Annotated in this window: 20 protein-coding genes; 6 read left to right on the top strand and 14 right to left on the bottom strand. The window is 60.3% G+C overall.

The window, feature by feature from the left end; genetic code table 11:
* Positions 1-11 precede the first annotated feature (11 nt).
* A complete protein-coding gene (locus tag LB536_RS13080; protein WP_140764610.1) occupies positions 12-1322 on the top strand; it encodes a polysaccharide biosynthesis/export family protein in 1311 nt (436 codons plus the stop codon).
* A 719-nt stretch (positions 1323-2041) separates the two neighbouring features.
* Entirely contained in the window at positions 2042-2272 is a 231-nt protein-coding gene (locus tag LB536_RS13075; protein WP_140764613.1) for a hypothetical protein, read from the top strand.
* 12 nt (positions 2273-2284) lie between these two features.
* Here LB536_RS13075 and LB536_RS13070 read toward each other — a convergent pair whose 3' ends face one another.
* The 4 genes from LB536_RS13070 to LB536_RS13055 form a co-directional block, all read right to left on the bottom strand.
* Positions 2285-3088: a sugar transferase gene (locus tag LB536_RS13070; RefSeq protein WP_318013442.1), complete on the bottom strand. Its 804-nt coding sequence runs from the start codon at positions 3086-3088 to the stop codon at positions 2285-2287.
* A gap of 156 nt (positions 3089-3244) precedes the next feature.
* Positions 3245-5101, bottom strand: a complete 1857-nt coding sequence (locus tag LB536_RS13065) for a GumC family protein (RefSeq protein WP_224592862.1) — start codon at positions 5099-5101, stop codon at positions 3245-3247.
* A 174-nt stretch (positions 5102-5275) separates the two neighbouring features.
* Positions 5276-5599, bottom strand: coding sequence for a hypothetical protein (locus tag LB536_RS13060; protein ID WP_140764622.1), 324 nt, complete (start codon positions 5597-5599; stop codon positions 5276-5278).
* Positions 5600-5846: 247 nt separating this feature from the next.
* Positions 5847-6059, bottom strand: coding sequence for a hypothetical protein (locus LB536_RS13055; protein WP_140764625.1), 213 nt, complete (start codon positions 6057-6059; stop codon positions 5847-5849).
* 134 nt (positions 6060-6193) lie between these two features.
* Here LB536_RS13055 and LB536_RS13050 point away from each other — a divergent pair, with 134 nt between their 5' ends.
* The 3 genes from LB536_RS13050 (at position 6194) to LB536_RS13040 (ending at position 10064) form a co-directional block, all read left to right on the top strand.
* Positions 6194-8494: a mannose-1-phosphate guanylyltransferase/mannose-6-phosphate isomerase gene (locus LB536_RS13050; protein ID WP_224592859.1), complete on the top strand. Its 2301-nt coding sequence runs from the start codon at positions 6194-6196 to the stop codon at positions 8492-8494.
* A gap of 429 nt (positions 8495-8923) precedes the next feature.
* Positions 8924-9205 carry a hypothetical protein gene (locus LB536_RS13045; protein ID WP_140764631.1) on the top strand — a complete coding sequence of 94 codons (282 nt, stop codon included), beginning with the start codon at positions 8924-8926 and terminating at the stop codon, positions 9203-9205.
* Between the two features lie 223 nt (positions 9206-9428).
* On the top strand, positions 9429-10064 hold the full coding sequence (locus LB536_RS13040) for a Crp/Fnr family transcriptional regulator (protein WP_224592856.1): 636 nt from the start codon (positions 9429-9431) through the stop codon (positions 10062-10064).
* Between the two features lie 532 nt (positions 10065-10596).
* Here LB536_RS13040 and LB536_RS13035 read toward each other — a convergent pair.
* From LB536_RS13035 to LB536_RS13005, 7 genes are all read right to left on the bottom strand, one after another.
* Positions 10597-11409 carry a 3-methyl-2-oxobutanoate hydroxymethyltransferase gene (locus tag LB536_RS13035; RefSeq protein WP_224592853.1) on the bottom strand — a complete coding sequence of 271 codons (813 nt, stop codon included), beginning with the start codon at positions 11407-11409 and terminating at the stop codon, positions 10597-10599.
* A gap of 9 nt (positions 11410-11418) precedes the next feature.
* Positions 11419-12201: a hydroxypyruvate isomerase family protein gene (locus LB536_RS13030; protein WP_140813482.1), complete on the bottom strand. Its 783-nt coding sequence runs from the start codon at positions 12199-12201 to the stop codon at positions 11419-11421.
* 1 nt (position 12202) lies between these two features.
* Complete coding sequence (locus tag LB536_RS13025; RefSeq protein WP_140764643.1) at positions 12203-12514, bottom strand: MocE family 2Fe-2S type ferredoxin; 312 nt, start codon at positions 12512-12514, stop codon at positions 12203-12205.
* 131 nt (positions 12515-12645) lie between these two features.
* Positions 12646-13443 carry an ATP-binding cassette domain-containing protein gene (locus LB536_RS13020; protein ID WP_224592850.1) on the bottom strand — a complete coding sequence of 266 codons (798 nt, stop codon included), beginning with the start codon at positions 13441-13443 and terminating at the stop codon, positions 12646-12648.
* Positions 13443-14444 carry an ABC transporter permease gene (locus LB536_RS13015; protein WP_224592942.1) on the bottom strand — a complete coding sequence of 334 codons (1002 nt, stop codon included), beginning with the start codon at positions 14442-14444 and terminating at the stop codon, positions 13443-13445. The genes LB536_RS13020 and LB536_RS13015 overlap by 1 nt, the downstream gene beginning before the upstream one ends.
* 168 nt (positions 14445-14612) lie before the next feature.
* Positions 14613-15593, bottom strand: coding sequence for a sugar ABC transporter substrate-binding protein (locus LB536_RS13010; protein ID WP_140764649.1), 981 nt, complete (start codon positions 15591-15593; stop codon positions 14613-14615).
* A 95-nt stretch (positions 15594-15688) separates the two neighbouring features.
* Positions 15689-16708, bottom strand: a complete 1020-nt coding sequence (locus LB536_RS13005; RefSeq protein ID WP_224592847.1) for a sterol desaturase family protein — start codon at positions 16706-16708, stop codon at positions 15689-15691.
* A 284-nt stretch (positions 16709-16992) separates the two neighbouring features.
* Between LB536_RS13005 and LB536_RS13000 the strand changes: the two genes are divergently transcribed.
* Positions 16993-18030 (top strand): LacI family DNA-binding transcriptional regulator, encoded by a 1038-nt coding sequence (locus LB536_RS13000; RefSeq protein WP_224592844.1) that lies wholly within the window; start codon positions 16993-16995, stop codon positions 18028-18030.
* Positions 18031-18359: 329 nt separating this feature from the next.
* On the opposite strand, the gene LB536_RS12995 is transcribed toward LB536_RS13000, so the two are convergent.
* The 3 genes from LB536_RS12995 to LB536_RS12985 all read right to left on the bottom strand — a co-directional run bounded on the left by LB536_RS12995 (position 18360) and on the right by LB536_RS12985 (position 21690).
* Positions 18360-18620: a hypothetical protein gene (locus LB536_RS12995; RefSeq protein ID WP_224592840.1), complete on the bottom strand. Its 261-nt coding sequence runs from the start codon at positions 18618-18620 to the stop codon at positions 18360-18362.
* Between the two features lie 220 nt (positions 18621-18840).
* Positions 18841-20760, bottom strand: a complete 1920-nt coding sequence (locus tag LB536_RS12990) for a potassium transporter Kup (RefSeq protein ID WP_224592837.1) — start codon at positions 20758-20760, stop codon at positions 18841-18843.
* Between the two features lie 81 nt (positions 20761-20841).
* Positions 20842-21690 (bottom strand): DUF4118 domain-containing protein, encoded by an 849-nt coding sequence (locus tag LB536_RS12985; RefSeq protein WP_224592824.1) that lies wholly within the window; start codon positions 21688-21690, stop codon positions 20842-20844.
* Positions 21691-22242 lie beyond the last annotated feature (552 nt).

Below are 22242 nucleotides of genomic sequence, written 5' to 3'. Positions count from 1 at the left end.
AGGGGAAGACAATGCGCAAATGGGTCTTGACGATCGCGTCTGCCTCACTCGCCGCGGTGGTCGCCGGCGCCTTGCCATCGGTGGCTGCCGAGTATCTCCTCGGGCCCCAAGATAAGGTCAGGCTCAAGGTTTATGAATGGCGCGCGTCACGTGATGTGATTTTTGAATGGACGGCTCTCAACGACGCTTTCGTCGTCGGTGCCGACGGCACGCTCTTCCTTCCGTTTGTCGGCCAGATACGCGCGCAGGGCACCGCTCCCGGCGACCTCGCCAGGGCCATCGGCGATCGCTTGATGCGGAACATGGGGCTCGGCCGCCAGCCCGATGTCGCTGTAGAAATCGTGCAGTACAGACCTTTCTACATCGTCGGCAACGTCAAGCAGCCCGGTGAGTTTCCTTATCGGCCCGGACTGACCGTGCTGCAGGCGGTGGGGATCGCGGGCGGCTTGCCGATACGCCAGGACGACATATCGCGGCTCGGGCGGGAAGTCATCTCAGGCCAGGGCGACGTGGGATTACTAGCGCTGAACAATGTCAGCCTTCTTGCCCGCAAGGCGCGCCTTGAAGCCGAACTGGCCGGCAGCGAGGAGATCTCTTTTCCTGCCGAATTGAACGACAGGGTCTCCAACCAAACCGTTGCATCGACAATGGACCAGGAGCGCAAGATCTTTGCGATCCGCAAGGACGCGCTGACGACACAACTGCGTTCGCTCCATGAACTCAGGGAATTCCTGGAAAAGGAACTGGACTCGCTGGGACAGCAACTGACGTTCCACGACAAACAGATTGAGCTTGTCCAGAAGGAACTCGCGAGTGTTTCGACGCTTGTCGAGAAGGGACTGGCCGTTGCACCACGCGAGCTATCGCTTGAGGGGACGGTCGCGCAGATGCAAGGGGACAGGCTCGCTGCCGAGACCTCACTCTTGCGCGTGAGGCAGGAGATCAGCAAGACGGACATCGAGATTCTCGACATCAGCAACCGGCACGCCAGCGAAGTCGCTGAAAGCTTGCGCGAAACCCAGCTGCAGCTTAACGAAGTCACCAGCAAGGCCGATACCGCGGTGCAGTTGCTGCACGAAACCGAGATTGCAGTCCCTGCCCTGCTCGCTCTGAGGCAACGCGCCGAAAGTGCCAAGCCAATCTTCAAGATCGTCAGGACGACGGATAGCAGCACAGCCGAACTTCCCGCCGAGGAAACCACAGCAGTCAACCCCGGCGACACAGTGAAGGTCGAGATCCCGGCGCCGGACTCAGGTTTGGCTAGCATACCTGCAGGCGGGAGCCTTCAGGCCGAGACGGTCCCGGTTCAGGGCATCAATTGAACAAGCCCGCGATCCGCCAGGGCAACTGAGGTAGTTGGCTGATCGATCCCCACCGCGTCAGATCCTGTGACGCTCTCGATCGCCTACGCATGATCGACTTGGCTCGGGCGCGGAAAACCGCGGCTAGCCGAACCATTCAGGAAAGATCAGGAAGATGAAGCAGGGTTCGACGCTCAACCCGACCGTCTACGCAATGCTCGGAGCACTTGCCTTGCTCTTTGAGGCCGCATATCAGTGAGCAACATGGGCCCTCAGGCCCCGGCCCGCCGAGGAAACCACAGCAGTCAACCCCGGCGACACAGTGAAGGTCGAGATCCCGGCGCCGGACTCAGGTTTGGCTAGCATACCTGCAGGCGGGAGCCTTCAGGCCGAGACGGTCCCGCTTCAGGGCATCAATTGAACAAGCCCGCGATCCGCCAGGGCAACTGAGGTAGTTGGCTGATCGATCCCCACCGCGTCAGATCCTGTGACGCTCTCGATCGCCTACGCATGATCGACTTGGCTCGGGCGCGGAAAACCGCGGCTAGCCGAACCATTCAGGAAAGATCAGGAAGATGAAGCAGGGTTCGACGCTCAACCCGACCGTCTACGCAATGCTCGGAGCACTTGCCTTGCTCTTTGAGGCCGCATATCAGTGAGCAACATGGGCCCTCAGGCCCCGGACGGAACCTTGTGCCGCAGTGAGTTGATCCGTCCTGCCACTGGAGATGTCGGTGCTCATGACACTAATCGCCCTGGCGGCTGCGGGCGCTCTGATAGGCCTGCGGTTCAAGGTTCCCGCCCTGCTCGCGGCGACCGCCCTGCTTGCCATTGGAAGCTTGGCCTGGAACGGCTTTGGATTTCCCGGCCATGTGAGCGTCCTCAAATTCCTTATCCTGGCATTCGTGTTGGCAGGCGCGTACATCATCGGCGTGTTTCTGTCCGTCCGCTGGAGGCGAACCACAGAGTGACGCGTGAGGACGTTAGGAGGTCCTGTCGAAGCGCATCACCGCGAAGACGGTCCTGAACAGGATCACGATGTCGGACCAGACAGACCAGTTCCGAACATACTGGCTGTCCAGCGCCACGCGTGTGGCATAGTCCACGCTGCTTCTTCCGCTCACCTGCCAAAGACCGGTCAGTCCCGGCCTGGCGCGGAGATAGTCCCCCACGTGGTCGCCGTAAAGCTCGAGTTCTTCCTTCACGACGGGCCTCGGCCCCACGCAACTCATGTCGCCGCGGATAATGTTATAGAGTTGGGGGAGTTCATCGAGGCTTGACCTTCGGAGCATTCGCCCGAGGAACGTCACGCGCGGGTCGTTCCTGATCTTGTGGGTCTTTTCCCACTCCATTTTGATGTCGGGATTGGATTCGAGGCAGGCTTTCAAAACGGCTTCCGAATTGCCGACCATCGAACGGAACTTATAGCAGTTGAACGGTCTTCCGCCGAAGCCGATCCGGCTGTGCGGGAACACCGCCGAGCCCCCTGTCGTGGTCCTGATGAGCAGGGCAACAGCAATCATTACCGGCGCTGCCATGACAAGCGCCGTGACTGCTATGATCAAATCCAGAATTCGCTTCAGAAGACCTCCCACGGGAGGATTCATCGAGCCTGCCCTGATGGTGGGCGACGAGTCGATCAACAACACCCCGCCACTGTCGTGGTCGGGAGCGGAAACAACATGCAGGACCGGTCGGTTGTCGACTGCCACCGGAACGGATGGCTGGTCCCAAATCGGGGGTGCGAGATGTGACTGCTTCTCGAAGGCGTTTGTCATGACGATCATTGTTTCGAGTTGTTTGACTTTGACACTTTCCCAATCTCGGGGAGGGTCGGCAAGAAAGGCAAAGGAGGTAGCGGTACGCGCCCCACACCAACCCCTAATGCCAAGGGATGATCCTGAACGTCTTCCAGGCTTTCGACGACTTCGCATCTACCCTTTTCATGTCGTGCGATGTTTGGATGTCATCGCCCGAGCGTTCGCCAGAAGGACTCCAAGCACATGCGCCCTGCTGGCCTGCAACGCTCGGACAAGGTCCCGCAGCGTTTCGGAATGCGTCTTGCCCCATTCTGCAACGATGACGACACCGTCCAGAACGGACCCGACAATCAGTTCGTCGGCTCCCGAGGCCAGTGTGGGCAGGTCTACGATGACAACGTCGTAGGCGCCAAGTTCGTGATCGGCGAGAGCAAAAGCGGTAACCTCCGAGAGGAACGCCTCCATATTGCGGGGCATCAACAGGTCGGTGCCCTCCACCACGGAACTGCGAAGCAGGTCGAACGACCGGCCTGGTGCGCGCACGATGCTGAGCCGGATCGGGTCCTGGCACAGTCTGTCGTAGGCAACCGAACGGCCGAGCAGCCGCATGGTGGTCACCGATCGCCGGACATCGGCGTCTATCACCAGCGTCTTCAGACCGGACATCGAGTAAAGCGTGGCGAGATTGCTGGCCACGGAACTCTTGGGACTGCCGTTGGACACGGCGGTCAACCCGAGGAATTTGACCTGATGGTTGGTTTCCGCAAGGCTGATCTCGGCCCGTGCCTTCCTGAGGCACTGGCTGTATCGCGAGTAAGGATGTCTCTTGACCTCGTCAACGTGGCCGGATTCCATTCGCTTGCTCGTCAAAGGCAACTCTCCGACGCACTCGATACCCAGGTTCTCCCTGATGTGCCGCGGCGACCTGACAGTCCAGTCGAGCGTGTGCCTCACAAACGAAATCCCGATGCCGACAATGAGCCCCGCAATCGCGGCGAAGGCAAGGATCAGTTTCGGCCTTGGAGCGCTCGGATAAAGCGGCGCTGTCGCGGCCGTGATCACCCTCGCGTCGGCCACCGGATACGATTGCTGGCTCACCGAGTTGGTGTAGGCCTGGAGGAAGCTTTCGTACATCTTCTGATAGGTTTCGGCAGTCACCTCGAGCTCTTCGAGCGTCGGCACGGCGTTGACGCCATCCGCGGTATTGGCGTCTTCATTTTGCGACTCGTTGCCGACGCTGTAGTCGTGCCGAGAACGGAATTCCTGAGCCTTCGCCATGGCCGCGTTCATTTGCGCGCGAAGCTGCTGAAGACGCTTCTCGAGCCACGCGCCGCCTTCCCTTGCCGCGTCGGCTTTGGTTTCGATCTGTTCATGCACGAAGGCGTCGGCCGTGGCGTTGGCAATATTGGATGCGCCCTCGGGATCGACGGACGTGAAGGAAATGTCAATCGCGTAGGAAACACCGACCCTGCGTATATCGAGGCCGTCGCGGAAACTCGACATTGTGTGCCGGAATTTTTGATAGTCGGTCAGTGATGTGGGGGGTTCTGGCATGCCCAAGCCGAAATACTCCCACAGCGACGTCAGCCTGGCGCTTTTCTGGGCGCCCAAAGCATCAGCCAGGACCATTTTTATCTTTCTGAATGCCTCCGGCAAAATCGGCGCGTGTGGACGATTGAACTTAGGATCTTCGACGAGTTTCAGCTGCTCGATGACCATCGCAGCGATCTTTTCCGACTGCATCACCGCGATCTGGCTCTCCACCTGCGCAGTGTCCAATGACAGGTTTACTTCTCCGCCCTCCTGTAGATGTTGGGGCACTTTCGGCTCGATCAGGATCTGCGCACTGGCGGTAAAGACCGGGTCGGTGGTCGAGTTGTAGAACCACGCTACCAAGAGCGCAGCTCCAAGGCAGGCAATGATCGTTCCGAGGTAACGCCGAGAAAATCCGGTTATATCAGCGAAGCCAATAAACTCCTGGCTGATGCCACCCTGCTTGTTCGTTGTCGCAGGCCATTGATGAGGCAACATGCGGTCCATTCAACTTCTCCTGCAGGCGTGCGGGAAACTCCGGCACACGCGCCATCCTGACGCAGGCGAAGCATGGTGTCCGGCCGATGTCTGCATGGAAAGCTGCGGCCCCGCGATCCCAGGTTGCCGCGAAAGACTAACCCGGCGGTGCGGAAGGTAAACGCCGCCAATTGGCGTATGCGACTACGTCCTATGGGAGGGAAGAAGGCGCTGCAATTCCGCTTGAGTCCTGCGCAAAAATGACAGCTGCCGCTGCAGCGAGGCCTGCCGTGTGTGATTCAACATCACCTTATTTGTGAGCGTGTCGATCCTCGCGGAAATGATTTCGAGGTCTTCGCCGTTGTCGAGCGCCTGCACCGAAAACGCGGCGCAGTCCGCTTCTGATAGATGGAGTTGCGTTTCCCTCTCGATTTCGACTTGCATGGCCTGAAGAAGGCGGACCAGCCGGCCAAGGCGCCTTTCATCGACATCTTCGCGCGGTGGGGACCTCAATGCGGGAAACGGCATTATGCGGCTCAATCCTTGACGTGAGCGCCCGAATGGAACGCATGTTCCAGAATACAAAACACTCTCGCCTGGACGAGGCATCCTTTCGGCGGTCGACTGGCATCTCCTATTGGATGAGGGGTGCGTGTCTGGGCGTCAGGACTGCCCGAATTCCTGACGAGGCCGGCGCCCTACGGCATGCTAAGACCCTCCTTCATGTCGGAGTGCGATTTCGGAGCGGAACGTGTCCTTAACAAAGTCAATTGCGTCACGCGGCGGTGTCGGGCTGGCCGCCGCGATGGACGGCAGTAGACGCGACTTCGGCAACCATCTCATCGCCGCCAAGATGGCGCCCAATCGCCGGGCTGATCCTGGGCGGCTTGCGTCCAGGACGTCGGCAAGGCATCTTCGCTGTCTGCCTGCTTCCCGCCGCCGCTGCCATCTCCTTGCCGGTGGCCACGGTGACGGCGTCATCGGACAAGCCGAACGTCCGGCTCTGGTGCGCTGCTCCGTCCAAAAGGCGCCGGCGGATGTTCAGTGCTCTCGACCTGCCGCTGCGCCAAGATCCGTAGGTCGGAGCCTGCAGCCAGAGATTTCTTGAGAAGGGGCTCGAGTATGGCATCCCAGCTGGTTTGTTTTGTCATGAGCGGGGGCGTGGGCTCGCGCCTGTGGCCGCTTTCGCGCGAAGACAATCCCAAGCAATTCCACGACCTTTCGGGCGACGGCTCAATGCTCGCAAAGACCGTCCGACGGCTCAAGGCGCGGCCCGACAGTCAGACACCGATCTACCTGATCGCTTCCGAACGACATGCCGATCGCGTTATCTCAGACATTGCTTCGCTCGGCCTGAACGGCGGTAAACCGATCTTCGAGCCTGTCGGTCGCAATACCGCTGCGGCCGTCGCCATAGCCACCCTGCAGACGATCTCGGAACATGGCAGCGATGCGCTTGTGCTCGTGGTTCCCTCCGACCATCAGATCTCGACTGACGCGCAATTCTGGGAGACCGTCGAGTCGGGCGTTCCTGCCGCCGTTGCAGGGAGCATCGTCGTCTTCGGCATCAAGCCGACGCATCCGGAAACTGGATACGGCTACATCGAGGTTGCCGCAAATGACGATCGCGTGGCTGCGGTTTCGTGCTTCGTCGAAAAGCCGAATGCCGAGACAGCGCTCGAATACCTGGCGTCAGGACGATTCTACTGGAACGCCGGCATTTTCCTGTTTCGTGCCGACACCATGCGGCGGGCATTTCTCGATTTCCAACCGGACATCTGGGAAACTGCAGACCGGGCCCACAAGACTGCACGCACGGACCTCTCAGGTATCTGTCTCCCCCAGGGCTTGTACTCGGCCGTCCCCTCCACCTCGATCGACTATGCCGTCATGGAGCATGCACGCGATATTGCCATGGTTACGGCTTCCTTCCGCTGGGACGACCTTGGATCGTGGCAATCGCTGCTCGAAGCCAGCCCGACGGACGGCAACGGCAATGTCGTCATGGGCGACATCGTCGCCATGGACTGCGACAGCTCCTACCTTAGAAGCCAAGGCAGGCTGCTGACCGTCATCGGAATGAAGGGGGTGGCGGTAGTGGCGACACCGGACGCGGTGTTCGTCGCCCCTGTCAGCCACAGCCAGAACGTGAAGAAGGTCGTCGAGCAGTTGGAAAAAAGTGGGCGGCTTGAGACGAAGTACACGCCATCGGAAGACCGAGTCATCATCAGCGGTTCGTGGCGCAAGCGCGTCGAACATTGGCTCTTCAATGAAACCCTGCCGCTTTGGTCCACCGCAGGGGTCGATGATGTATACGGCGGCTTTCACGAGGCTCTCGGTTTCGACACAAGGCCGCTGGGCAAGTCCAAGCGCATGCGCACCATGGCTCGCCAGATCTACGCCTTCGCCGTAGCCAAGGAACGCGGCTGGGCCGGACCGGCCGACAAGCTGATCGCCCATGGCATAGACTTCATTGCCAAACATGGCCGCACAACCCGTGGCGGCTGGGTGCGCACCCTTAATGTCAATGGCAGCGTGGCTGACCCTGCGGAGGACGCGTACGATCATTCCTGCGTACTCCTGGCACTTTGCCATGCTCATCGATGCGGCCATCAGGACGCCTTGCGACTGGCACAAGAGACATTTCATTTCCTCGACGCCCATCTCGAAGACGACCGTCTGAACGGCTTTCTGGAAACCTCCGGCTCCAACGGGATGCGGTTTTCGAACCCGCACATGCACATGCTGGAGGCTTTCCTTGCATGGCATGCCGTCACTGGCGACCGCACCTATCTGCGCCGGGCGGCTCGCGTGGTTGATCTCTTCAGATGCCATTTCTTCGATCAGGAAAGCTGGACGGTAGGAGAAAATTTCGACGTCGACTGGCTACCTCTGCCTGGCGAAAAAGGCCTGTCGACCGAACCCGGCCACCATTTCGAATGGGCCTCGCTCCTCATCGATTTCGCTAAAAAAAGCGGACAAAAGGACTTGGCCAGTTATGCACGGAAGCTCTATTCGTCGGCGATCGCCAGCGGATTGAATCGGGCGACGGGTCTGGCTTACGCGGCTGTGTCGCGGCAGGGAATGCCCATCGACCGGCTCTCCCGCAGCTGGCCGCAATGCGAGGCCATCAAGGCAGCCATCGCCCTGGACGGCATAGGCGGGCCTGATTTGAAACCAGAGATAGAAGCCCGTGTCGCCCGTCTCTTTCGATGGCATATCGATCCCGCCCCCCTTGGCTTGTGGATCGACAGGATTGACGAGCGCGGAAGGTCACAGGCCACGGAGGTTCCCGCCAGCATCTTCTACCACTTGGTGACCGCGTTGATGCAGTATTTGGACAAGACCGAAGGTCAGGTCGAACCTTTCCCGATACCAGCTTTGGACCTGGGCAAGACTGTCCCCGCGCGGGCTTTGGGCTAAACTTCACCACACTATTCATCCGGCTGGGGTTGCGGAAGCATTCGACAGCGTGGCAGGCGAGCGATGGACGTGCCCGTCCGATCAAAGGTGACGAGACCCGTCGCGGTCGGCAAGCGGCGACCCGTCAGCTGGGTAAGTGACCATGGGTTTCTACGAGAGAAGACTTGTCGACCGTTCTCCAATGCGACGTCTGCGGTGATGGCGGCATCGTGGTGTCCCAAGGTGGAAGGGCAAGCTACGGCTAATTCGGTATGCTTGCCTCTGTGTCGTCGCTCGGAACCGGGATAGCATGCTTAAAAATAGGTCTAGAGGGACGCCGAGATTGAGCTTTCCAATTTCGTTGCCGCCGCGGATAGCGACTAAATCGCTGAAAGCAAGGTGATTGTGTGTCTAAACACCCGTCTTGTCCGGACAGTTGAGAAGCATATTATGGCAAAAAAGAAATCGCGTACTAGGCCCACCAGTGATCTCTTGAAACTGCTTGCCACCAGGCCTCGAGCTGTTGCCCTTGCCGCGTTGCACGTGAGTGAATCGGTGCTGCTTGAACTTGAGGCATCGGAATTGTTGTCGGCAAGACAGATAAGAGGGTTGCTCAAGGACGCATCAAGGACCTTGCGAAATGCCGCCGGCCAAGTGGACAATCGCAGCAGCTTCATCGCCGCGGAAATAGTCGAGTCCATGCAAGAAAATTTCACAAGAAATAAAAGCTAGCTGCGGCGGTTGCGACCGTACGACTCTTTGCTTTCCCATGCTGCGTAGCTGTGGCGACGTCGCACAGGTACCCATCACGCCAAATTTTGATGTACATTCGATCCGAGGGGATAGAATGTGAAGACATCGGGCGGGGTTATAAATGTTGTACGCTTCACAGTCTTTGGGCGGGAACGAAAAGCGGTCATCGTATATCAGGCTTGCCGACGAAGATGCGGCGCTCATGAAGACGCTGGGGTTCACACCGAAGCGTTATCCACCTGGGACGGTCATTTTCAGCCAGGGTGAGGACAATGACCGCGTATTCATCGTCGAGTCGGGGTGGGGTTGCCTGTCGCACGAACTTGCAGGGGGGCAGCGACAGATCCTGGATTTTGCCCTGAGAGGCGATCTCGTCATGTCCCGGTCGAACGGGGGTGGCGCGCTTGAAACGTTTGTTGCTCAAACCGACCTGAACGTCTTGGTAGCCTCAACCAAGACATTTACGCTCACAGCCATGAAATCCCCCCATCTTTTCTCCCTGATCGTCGAGGCTCTTGGGCACAACGGTGCCGTCATCGCTGAACATCTCACCAATGTTGGTCGACGCAGTGCCTTGGCGCGGACCGCACATCTGTTCCTCGAATTGAGAACGCGCCTGGAACTCATAGGCTCCGTTACCCGCGATAGCTATGAATGCCCGTTGACCCAGTACGATCTCGCGGACGCCCTTGGCCTCACTCCGATTCATGTCAACAGGATGCTGCGCGAACTGCGTGAGCGTAAATTTCTCGAATTCCGGCAAGGCCGTGTTCGCGTGCTCGACCTACGAGGCATGACGGAATATGCGGGTTTCGAATGCAGCTATATCGACAGTTGACATCTGGGTGTAGGAGCGACTTGGCATCGAAATGCGGTCCTGAGCGAGGAGGGCATTGCCGTCCCAGTGCACGGCTGGGGCGAAACGCTTAATCCCCGGATGGGACACAACGCTGGAATGGCCGGGGCGGTTTTGGGGTTTTGGGGACGTGGACCGCACCGGCCATCGCGGTCGGGGGGCCTCCCGCAAGGATTGGTATATCTTATGTTAGCGAGAGCGCAATTAATCCTATCGGACGACCACCATCGCCGGGAACGGAAGGGATCGAGTGCAAACCGAGCATTGCGGACTCGCTGTTCAGACCGATTTGGAGAGCCCAGCCATCCAAGTCGGGCTTGCCCTTGCTTTTAGGGCAGTCCTACAATTTTGAACGAGGACGCAGAGCCTGAAGGACGGCATGCTAGAACTTCGATATACGACAGACCGTTTGAAACGAGCTTTGATCCGTACACCAGATTGTCCGCCTTTGTGTCCGTAGCGGAGATAGCTGACCTTCAAGAGAATCTCGCGGCCTGTTGAGTATCTTGGCTTCCTAAAGCCTGAGAGCGGTCCTGAAGGTGGAGAACTCGTCATCAGTGATCTGAACCACGTGCTGTGGCTCGGGATAGGCGCCGGTCTGGACGTCGGAGATGAACTCGCGATAGGCGGCGATGCGCTCGTGCTGCAGCCGCTCATACTCGGCGGCGAAGTTGCGGTAGGTCTTTGCATGGCGCGGCTTGTGGCCTGATGTGTGGCCGAGCACGTCCTCGCTGAACAGATACTGCGCGTCGGCATGCGGTCCGGCGCCCATCCCAAGCATGATCATCGGTGTGCTCTTCGTAATCAGTTCGGCAATGCGGTCTGGCACCACTTCCAGTTCGGCGCCGAAGCAGCGAATGGCTTCAAGGCGTTTGACGTGGTCCCACACCGCACGCGCGCTCTCGGCCGTCCTGCCGACAGCCTTGAAACCGCCGGTCCAAGTGCATTGCGAGGGGATCAGGCCAACATGGGCAACGACAGGCACGGCGTTGTCGCAGAGCGTCTTCTGGATATCGAGCGAGGCGGCACAGTAGAAGCAGTCGCCGCCGATGCGCATAAAGTGGTAGGCGGTTTTCAGATAGTCCTCCGCCGTGACCAGATTGCCGGATGGCCCGTAAGGCAGCCCGACCTGTACGAAGCAGCGGCCCGCCGCCTCGCGCATCTCAGGCGAGAAGAATCGGCCCTCGATCGAAAGCATGTCGACGCCGGCCGCATCCGCCGCTGCCGCCTCGTCGAGCGAGGTGACATACAGCATGGAAATCTTTTGTCCGCGGCCCTTCATGGCGCGGATGTCGGCGACGGTGGGCCGGGTGCTCTTGGTGACCATTTTGTTCCCTCAGATCGTGAAAGCTTCGCGGAAGGCTTGCAGCGCCGCCTCGGGATTGCCGGAGGCGAATGCCTCCATGCCCACCGGTCCGCGATAGCCCATGTCCTTCAGCGCACGGGCGATACCCCGGTAATTGATCTCGCCGGTGCCGGGCTCCATGCGTCCGGGCACATCGGCCACCTGGACCTCGCCGATCCAAGGTAGGCAGGCGCGGCACAGCTCGATCAGGTTCCCTTCGCCGATTTGCGCGTGATAGAGGTCGAGATTGAGGCGGAGCCCCGAACGGTTGACGCTCGAGACCAGCGCCAGTGTGTCCTCAGCGCGCCCGAACGGCACGCCGGGATGGTCGACCGGCAGGTTCAGATTCTCCAGCGTGAAGGTCACGCCTTCCGTCTCGGCAAGGTCGGCAATGCGGTTCAGCGTGTCGCGCGCCTTGAGCCACATGGCGCCGGTGACGATCTCGCACGGCGTGACTGGCAGACCGCCATCACCCAGCCCGGTGCCGTGCAGATTGAGCCGCGCGACGCCGAGGCGTTTGCCGACCGCCGCGGTCTCCTTCGCCGTCTTCAACAGTTCGGCAGCACCTTCGTCATCGGCCAGCCGGCCGCGCAGATAACCGTTCATGATCGAGAAAGTCGCGCCGGATCTTTCCAGCATTGCGAGATCGTGCTCGGGCCAGTTCCAGAGGCCGACCTGAAAACCCATTTCGGTGAGGCGCCGCACGCGCCATTCCATCGGCTTGTCGCGCCACAGCATTTCGACACAAGCCGCCAGTGTAAAAGTATCGGACATGTCAGACCTCGATGTACACGCGGCCATCCTCGACCTTCGTGGCGTAGGTTTTCAGGTTCACGCAGACCGGTGCGCGTAGCGCTTCGCCGGTCCGGTAATCGAACACGCCGCTGTGCTTCGGGCATTCGATCCTGTGCTCCATAACCAGCCCGTCGCTGAGATGCACCTTCTCATGCGTGCACAGCCCGTCGGTGCAGAAGAATGCATCGTCGGGGCTGCGGTAGATGGCGAATGTCCGGGCCTCGTGATCGAAGCGGATGACGTCCTCTTCATCGATGTCATCGGTCGCGCACGCATCAATCCATTTTGCCATTGTCACTCTGCCGTCTGTTCTTTGGTTGGTCGAAAATGCGGCCGGCAGAATTCCGCCGGCCGCACAGGAAGATGCCCGGGAGGAAGGAGGGGCGTCTTCACTGGTCACGCATTGCTCGTGCCGCGCGGCGCTTACCCGACATCAGCTGCGGAGAACCTCTCGATCTCGGCTTCGAGTTCAGCCATCTGCTCGCCGCCGGCCATCAGGTCGGTAATGGCCTCGCGGCTTTTCTCACCCTTGCGGAAGTCGGCGGCCTTGGAACCTCTGATGAGGACGGCGAAGTGGTCGCCGACGGTCAGCGCGTGGACGACATTGTGGGTGATGAAGATGACCGCGATGCCCTTGCGGCGCGCTTGCAGGACGATGCGCAGCACGTGCGCCGCCTCCTTGACACCGAGTGCCGCGGTCGGCTCGTCGAGGATCAGCACGCTGGCGCCGAAGTGGACGGCGCGCGCGATGGCCAGCGCCTGGCGTTCGCCACCGGACAGTCCGCCGACGAGGCGGTCGCCGTCGTCGATGCGGGTGATGCCGAGCTGGCGCATCTCGGTGACGGCGATCTCGTTGGCCCGTTTCCGGTCGTAGATGGTCAGCGGCCCCCAGCGCCGCGTCGGCTCGGCGCCGACGAAGAAGGAGCGGCCGATGCTCATCAGCGGGAATGTCCCGCCGAACTGGTGGACGGTGGCGATGCCATGGTCACCGGCGTCGCGGGGGCTATCGAAGGCCACGGATTTGCCGTCCATCTCCATCGTACCCGACGTGGGCTTGTGGACACCGGAGAGGATCTTGATCAGCGTCGACTTGCCGGCACCATTGTCGCCGAGCAGGCACAGCACCTCGCCTCTGTTGACCTCGAGCGAAATGTCATGGAGCACGTCGATCGGGCCGAACGACTTGTTGATCCCAGTCAGCCTGAGCAGGGGCGTGGTCATCAGCGTGCCCTCGGTTTGGTGCGCGGCGCGTAGGTCAACGCCATGGTGCGGAAAGTGTTGTTCATCAGCACGGCCGCCAGCAGCAGGACGCCGATGATCAGGCTTGCCCAGTTGGCGTCGAAGCCGGTGTAGAAAATGCCCTGATTAACGATGGCGAAGGTCAGTGTGCCCAAAACGATGCCGACCACCGATCCGTAGCCGCCGGTGAGCAGCACGCCACCGATGACCACCGCGATGATCGAGTTGAAGATGAAGGACTGGCCGGCGGCCACCTGGGCACTGTTGTAGAGGATGGCCTGCGACATGCCGACGAAGGAGGCGCACAGGCCGCTGCTCATGAAGAGCGCGATGGTCACCCGGTCGGTCGGGATGCCGGCATTGCGGGCGCTCACCGCGTCGCCGCCCATGGCCAGGATCCAGTTGCCGAAGCGCGAGAAGTTCAGGATGAAGCCGACGATGAGGATGGCGGCGATCCACCAGAACAGCGTCACCTCGAACTTGCCGCCGAGATAGTCGCCGAACAGCAGCTTGGCGGTCGGCCCGCTCTTCAGCGCGACGCTGGTGCTGCCGGACAGGATGACCGAGAGGCCGAGCGTCAGGCCAGCCAATGCGAACAGCGTGGCGAGCGTAACGACGAAGGACGGCACCTTGGTGCGGATCACCAGCACGCCGTTGATGAAGCCGACGGCGAGCCCAAGGCCAAGCGCGGCGAGGATGCCGACGATGATCGGCAGGTCGTAGTGGCCCGACAGGATGGCAATGGTCATCGAACTGGCGGGGACCATCGAGCCGACGGAGAGATCGAGGTGCCCGGCGATCATCAGCAACCCGATGGGAAGCGCGATGATGCCGAGTTCCGAGGCGACGTTGAGCCAGCTCGCGGCACCTCCGGCCGACATGAAATTGGCACCGCCGAAGATCGAGAAGAACACCAGAACGGCAATCATGCCGATCAGCGAGCCGACCTCGGGGCGGCGCACGAGACTGCCGATCGAGGGCATCGAAGATTGCGGGGGCGCAGTCGCTACCACGGCGAGTTGGTCATGGGCTTGGGATGTCATCGAAATGTCCCTGGCTTGAACAATGGGAGCCTGGCGCTGCCAGTAGTCGGCGGCGCGTGGCAGATGATGTCCGGCCCGCGGATGGGCCGGACATTCTGTCTGCAGAAGCTAGCGAGCGCCGGCCGCGGCACCAGCCATCGTCGCATCGACATTGGCGGCGTCCACGATCCCCGGCCCGGTCAGCACCGGCTTGGTCGGCAGGTCGAGCCCATAATTGACGAAGCCGTTCAGCAGCGACACCGCGAGAAAGCCCTGCAGATAAGGCTGCTGGTCGACAGCGAACATCTGCGTGCCAGCCTTGATGCGCTGCAGGCCGGTCTCATCCATGTCGAACGAAGCCAGCTTGACCTTTTCGCCGGCATTGGCCTGGCTGATGGCGTTGGCGGCACTGTTGGCGTCGCCGGCGCTGATGGTGATGACACCGTCGATGGTGTTGTCCTTCAGCACGGCGGCCTTGATCGCCTCTGCGACTGCTGTCGGGTTGCCGAAGCTCGACGACGGCAGCGGCAACTGGCTCGATTTGCCGCCGCTCTTGGCGATGGCGTCGGCAATGCCCTTGCAGCGGTCTTCGGTGTTGGTGGCGCCCGGCAAAGTGTTGACGCACAGCACGTTCTTGGAACCATGGCTGCCGTAATAGGTGCCGCCGCCCAGGCCAGCGGCGTATTCTTCATTGCCGACATAGTTCATGGCACCGAGCCGCTTGGCCGCGTCCATGCCGCCGGAATTGTAGATGATGAGCGGCACGCCTGCCGCAACGACTTCCTTGAAAGCATCGTCCATGGCCTCCGGCACCCAGTCAGGGCCGACAATGGCGCTCGGCTTCTGGCTGAGCGCGGTGCGGATCAGCTTGGCCGCGTCCGGACCGAGATTGTCGTAGTTCTGCGGACCGAGCCAGGTCACCGAGCCGCCGGTCAGTTCGGCGACCTTGCCGGCGTCGTCGGCGCCCTTCTTGACCTTCGACCAGAACGGGTCGTCCGCCTTACCGCCGATGACGAATATCTTCGCGCCATCGGCCATGGCTGCCGTGGACGATATCGCCGCCACGCCCGCAAGCATGATCGCCGTCAACAGTTTCGTGATCGTTTTCATTTCATTTCCTCCCGGTTGCCGTCGTCAGACGGTTTAGAAAAAATCGAATTCATCCGCAGGCGCGCACCTCTCCCGTTGCGCGTTGCGTCGCTTGATCAATGGTTCGCCGCGGCCTTGGCGTTCATACGTTCCTTCTTTTTCTGGAAGCGGGCGTCCATCATGGCGTCGCCTTGCTTGGTGCCGTCGTGCCAGGTGCCGAACCATCGATCGAGCGGGATCAGCCCGTCGCCGCCGTAGTTCACCTCGAAATATTTGTGATGCAGGTAGTGTGCGTAAGCGTGGCTCTCGACCGCCGTGTCCTCGGTCACCTCCAGCTTATCGAAGCCGAGATGGCCGTTGACCGCACCGAAGCCGGCGATATGCAGCTGGAACAGCGCGACGATCGGATTGGACGGGATAATCAGGTGCCAGAAGGCCACCGCGTGATAGAGAAACCCTTCCACCGGATGCATCGACAGCGACGACCAGGGCGACGGGTTGATCGAGTTGTGGTGGACCGAATGGATCCAGCGATAGAGCGGGGCCCAGTGGATCAGGCGGTGGATGAAGAAGAAATGCACCTCGTGGACGGCCGGCGCGACCAGCACAAGTGCGGCGAGGTAGACCGGGTGATCTTGCCAGCCAACCCACGGCACGTAGCCATTGGCAAAGCACCACAGGAAGACGACTTCGACCACCGTCCATAGCGGAATGGTGATGAAGAACGAGCGCAGGAAGTTGTCGAGGTTCTGGCTCTGGAACCAGAACACGTCGGAGGGCGCGTCGGCAGGGAATTTGTGGTTGTACTTGAACCGCGTCGCCTGGGTTCGCTTGATGTAGTAGCGCAGCTCGAAGATGCCGTAGAAGACGAGGATCGCGGCTGCGTTTACGGCATAGAGCCACAGCGCCCAGCCCCAGCTGATCGTCTTCATCGTCTCGACGCTCGGGACGATATAGAACCAGTAGAGCAGCGCCGTGCCCATGTGGAAAGCATTCCACGGCCAGATATAGCCGGGCAGCCACGCCAGAATCTTCGGCAGCCTGGGCGGCCAGTTCCACAACGGCGCTCCCTCGATGCGTCCGTTCGGCTTCCAGTCGCCGCGCTTGTCGCGCACGCCGTATTGGAGATCGTCCATGCAATCCTCCACCCGCAATGCCGCACCTGCAACGCCTTGGGACGGGCCGCACGCGCACGCTGCCTCACACCGCCTGAGAGCGATGGGCGAAACCCGTCTGCGCTGTGCTGCTGCTATCCCTGGGCTGGCGGTGCGTCCGCCTTGCTTGCTTTTGACGAGATAAACATCTTGATCCAAAATGAATCAAGAATAGAATTTTTGTTCCAAACTGATTGTGTCATTCATATCAATCTGGCACGATAAATGATATCTTCATATCAATTACTACAGGCGGATGAGACGAAATGGATCAGAACAAGCGGCCGACGATCAGGGATGTAGCCGCCGAGGCGAATGTTTCGGTGGCCACCGTCAACCGGGTGCTGAGCGGCACCGGCGCCGTCCGCCAAGGCACGCGCGAGCGCGTCAGGCTGGCGGCGGAGCAGATCGGCTTCTACGGCATGGGCGCGCTGCGCAGCCGCATAGCGGCCGCCCGGCCGCACTACCGCTTTGGCTTCCTGCTGCACCAGCCCAGCCGCGCCTTCTACCGCAACATCGCCGAGGCGCTGCGCGCGGTGGCGCCGACCATGCCCGACTGCGAGATAGAGCTGCGAATCGAGTTTCTCGACGACCTGTCGCCGCAGAATGTCGGAGCGCGCCTGCTGGCGCTCGGCGCCGAATGCGACGCCGTCGGCGTCGTCGCCGCCGTCCATCCGCTTGTCACCCAGGCGGTCGATGCGCTGCAGGCCCGCAACGTGCCGGTGTTTGCGCTGATCTCGCAGATATCGGCGACGGGTCAGGTTCATTACGTCGGGCTGGACGGCTGGAAGGTCGGCCGCACCGCAGCCTGGGTGTTCGAGCATGTCTGCAGGGCGCCCGGCAAGCTCGGCATCCTTGTCGGCAATCACCGCTATCGCTGCCAGGAAATGAACGAGAGCGGCTTCCGCTCCTATTTCCGCGAGCACGCCCCTGATTTCACGCTGCTGGAGCCGCTGCTGACCTTCGAATCGAGCGCCATCGCACAGGAGATGACCGAGAAGCTACTGAACGAAAATCCGGATCTGTCCGGCCTCTATGTCGCCGGTGGTGGCATCACCGGCACTATCGCGGCCCTGCGCTCCACCGGCCGCGCCGGCAGCATCGTCGTCGTCGGCTATGAGTTGATGGAGTCGACCCGCCCGGCGCTGCTTGACGGCACGCTGACCTTCATCATCTCGCACCCGCTCGCCCGAATCGCGCTCGAAGCGCTGACCGGTATGGTCCGCGCCGTTGCCGCCCCGAACGATGGTGGCAATTTGACCGCCATCTTGCCGTTCGAGATATACACGCGGGAGAATATTTAGAGCAAAGATTACAGCACAGCGTTAGGAGCTTCATATGGAGGTTCCGACAAAAACGCTGAGCCTATCCTCATCAGGGGCGAGATGGGGCACGACATTTCTGGCATCGACGCATAGCTTTCCACGGACGTCCGCTCTTGGACAAAGTCCAACACGCCGGAAAACGGCCGACATGAGGCGCAAAGCTGCCGTTCGCGTCATGGATAGCTTTGGGGTCAGACTCTCCCCTTCCCTACGGGTCTTTGCAGCACCGAGCCAGGCCCATCACCCCCGACACTGTAGAAAACATCGCATGGTCTCTGAGTGGGGGGAAAGGCGGTAGCGCTCTCCCGCTACCACTTCAAACCCACATCGTACGTAATGTTTGGGTTGCGGTGGGCGCCTGATGCGGCCCGCTCTGCGGCGTAGCGCGCGTTCGGAAATGCTGCCCCTCCAATAAGGGCGGCAAGCTTGCCCTTGATCTCGATCTCGAAGCCCTCTTGGGCAGGCTTGGGATGCATCGTGACACTGTGAACAAGCCCGAAAATTTTGGGTGAGCGTGCCACGGTCATCGGCTGCAGTTGCGCGGTCAGCCAACATCTTTGAAAGAGCATCGACGGTTTCTGTGTAACGCTGCAGGGTCGCTGGGTGGAGAGCCAAGGTCGAGGGCGGCTCATCGAGGTCGTCGACTTGTGCCAATGGGCGCGGTGTTGGCAGCCGGCGGAAACCGAAGCTTTGTTTTTTGCTCAGCGTGACCGCAATCCGGCGCGTGCAAGGGGAGTACGCGCCTTCAAGAGCCCAGAAACACATTCGACGGGGGGCAACCCAGTCGGATCAGATCACCACCTGGGTACCTATCTCAACGACTCGCCCGGTCGGTATCTGGAAATACTCCGTCGCATCGGCCGCCGTCCGGGCCAGCCCGATGAACAGCTTGTCCTGCCACACCGGCATGCCAGAATTGGGCGAGGCCTTGAGCGAGCGCCGCGACAGGAAGAAGGATGTCGACATGATGTCAAACTTCCAGCCCTGCTTGCGGCAGATCGCGAGCGCACGGGGGATATTCGGCTGCTCCATGTAGCCGAAGGTCAGCGTCACTCGCATGAACAGCTCGTTGACCGTCTCCATCTTCACCCGCTCGCTGTCGGGCACTACCGGCTGTGGCGCCGTCACCACCGAAAGGATGACGTTCTGCTCGTGCAACACCTTGTAGTGCTTGAGACTGTGCATCAGCGCGGTCGGCGCACTCAGCGGATCGCTGGTCAGGAACACCGCCGTGCCCGAAACCAGATGGGGCTTCTTCTTCAACAGATTGCCGGCAAGGAAATCGAGCGGGATCTCATTGCGGCGCGTCTTGTCGAACAGGTAGCGGCCGCCGCGCACCCAAGTCCAGATAATGAGGCACATCACCAACGCAATGGTCAGCGTAACCCAGCCTCCTTCGATCACCTTAATGATGTTCGAGCCGAGGAATACCAAGTCCACGATCAGAAACAGTGCCGACGCTGCAAGGGCGCCGGTAACTGACCAGTTCCAGATTCGGCGCATGACGATGAAGAGAAGCAGGTCCGTGACCACCATCTGACCGGTGACGGAGATGCCGTAGGCCGATGCGAGGTTGCCCGACTTCTGGAACCCGAGCACCAGCATCATGACGCCAATGCCGAGCAGCAAATTGACCCTCGGAAGATAGATTTGGCCAACTTGCGTCTCGGATGTGTGCAGGATGCTGAATCGCGGCAGAAGATTCAGCTGAACGGCTTGACGCACCAGCGAAAACGCCCCGGAAATCACAGCCTGACTGGCGATGATCGTCGCGGCGGTGGCCAAGACGACCATCGGCACCAGTGCCCAGCGAGGCTGCATGTCGAAGAAAACATTCTCCGGCAATTCGGTGCGGTTCAAAACAAAGGCGCCCTGCCCAATGTAGTTGAGCAGAAGGCACGGGAACACGATCCACAGCCAAGCCATCACAATCGGTCTGCGGCCAAAGTGGCCAAGATCGACGTAAAGCGCCTCAGCGCCGGTCACAGCTAGAAAAACAGCGCCGATTGTACCGAGCGCAAGTGCTGAATTGGCCACGAGATAGTGGACGGCGTAGTAGGGATTGACGGCCCACAACACTCCGGGATTGGTGACGATGTGGCTTACTCCGGAAACCCCCAGCGCGAGAAACCATGCGAATGTAATCGGCCCGAAAACGCCTCCAATGGCGCCGGTCCCGAATCGTTGGACCGCGAAGAGCCCTGCAAGAATGACAAGCGTGACTGGCAAGACGTATGGCTCAAGGGCTGGCGTGACCGTCTCAAGACCTTCCACTGCAGCGAGCACCGAGATCGCTGGCGTGATCATAGAGTCGCCCGTAAACAACGCCGCGCCAAGCACGCCCAATACCAAAATGGCAGCCGAGCGAGCCGGAAGACTACTGCCGGCCAGGGACATCAGGGAGAGCGTGCCGCCTTCGCCCTTGTTGTCCGCTCGGAGAACAAATGTGACGTATTTAACCGTTACGATGAGGGTCAGCGCCCAAATGATCAACGAAAGAATGCCAAGCACATCCTCACGTGTCGCCGATCCGTCCGATGCCGCAACAAACAGGGCTTCGCGAAACGCATAGAGAGGGCTTGTTCCGATATCGCCATAGACGACGCCGAGAGCGCCCAGAACCAGTATTCGCACGCTCTGGTGGGAGTGGACATGCGCAGCGGACTGTGCTGCTGCAGCCCCGCCGTCGCCTGCATCGGCATTGCTCATGAAACTGCTCCTCCGGCTAGAGCAAACGTTTCGGTTGTCACTGTCCTCGCGCCGTTTGCTGACTTTCGCCTTCCCGGGTGTTTACGTTCGAGCATGCCGGAAATATTGACGATCAAGGGCCAGGGCCAGGAAGCGACTCACGATATCGACCGACGTCGAAGGCGTCGCAGGACGTTCATCGGGGTCGAATGCGAGCCCAATGGCCGCGCGCGGGCCCCCTGCCGTTGTTTTTACGGGCCAGAAGTCAAAGCGCGAGGTCAACGCCGGATAGACTCCGGCGCTCACGACAAGTCCTGTTGCCAATGACGATTGCGCCGCCTCTATCTCGGCTTCCTGGGGCTCTACATTGCCGACTTTCTCGACGGAAACCCTTTTGCCGTCCAAAACGAGAATGACGACAGGAACTTGGAAGAGCGCTGCAAGCATGTGGCAAGTGATCGAGACGATCGCCTTAGCGTTGTCGATCCCCGCGACGTCGCGACTATAATTTTGCAGCATCGTTGCCTGCCTCCTCAGGAGCGCCGCTTCGATTGCGCGGCGCCGGGAGGTAAAGGCCACGCCACTGCCGATAAGTCCGACGACGAAAAGCAGTCCAATGGCCCAGACGTTTGCCGGGTCATCGACGATCAGCGTGTAGCGAGGCTCGGTGAGGAAGAAATTGTAGGCGAGTGCACCAAGTATCGCCGAAAAGAGCGAGGGGGCCAAACCTAGGCCGACGGCCCCTATGATCACCGGCACCACAAATATGAGCGAGATGTTCGGGATCGCCACCTGGCTGTCGACACCGGCAGCCACCACCGTCGCGAAGGCGGTCATTGCAAACGAAGCAAGATAGCGTACCGCGGCGGGAGCATCGGCCAAGCCGAAAAGCGAATCGGCACCCGGCGACGCAGTAATGTCCTGTTGCAGCCTCGGATTGACATCGGCCATCGGTTCACTCCCGCCGGCGTTGCCGCATGCCCAAAGCTAGGCCGATACGCATAAAGATTCCATTCGTGCGGCAGGCCAAAGATATAAAGATTCCATAGTCGAAAGGCGGCGGATCCGGGAACTCTGTGCACGCTTGCCGCCTTCGGCAGAAGAGCGCCCAAAAAGGGCGGTCGGCGGCTCTCTCGTGGGAACGAAAAAAGAAGAGAAGCAGAACTTTCGTGCGCAATTTTTGCGCACGAACACTGATAACTTACTGATATTATTTGTGTATTCTTCCCATCCGTCATTCGCGACGAGTCGTGATTTTCGACCTCGTGACGCCCAATCCCGACTTGCTGTCATGCTTGCCGACGATAGCAAAAGAGCGCCCGCTCAATAGTCGGTCTTGCGATGTAGCGGTCTGCCGCTACCAAAATCCATTAAGATATTGAAATATAGAAAGAATTCTTTCTCGATGGTAGCACTTGCGGTTGAAATTGGCCGACAATTTCAATGCAGCACACCGCGCGTAAGTAACTTCAGAGGCGATGACGAGGAACACGTTTCTTCCTG

This window comes from Mesorhizobium sp. ES1-3 (assembly GCF_020164795.1).
GTDB lineage: Bacteria > Pseudomonadota > Alphaproteobacteria > Rhizobiales > Rhizobiaceae > Mesorhizobium.
The sequence above is the reverse complement of the archived record's forward strand: the minus strand, read 5'-3'. Positions and strand labels throughout refer to the sequence as shown.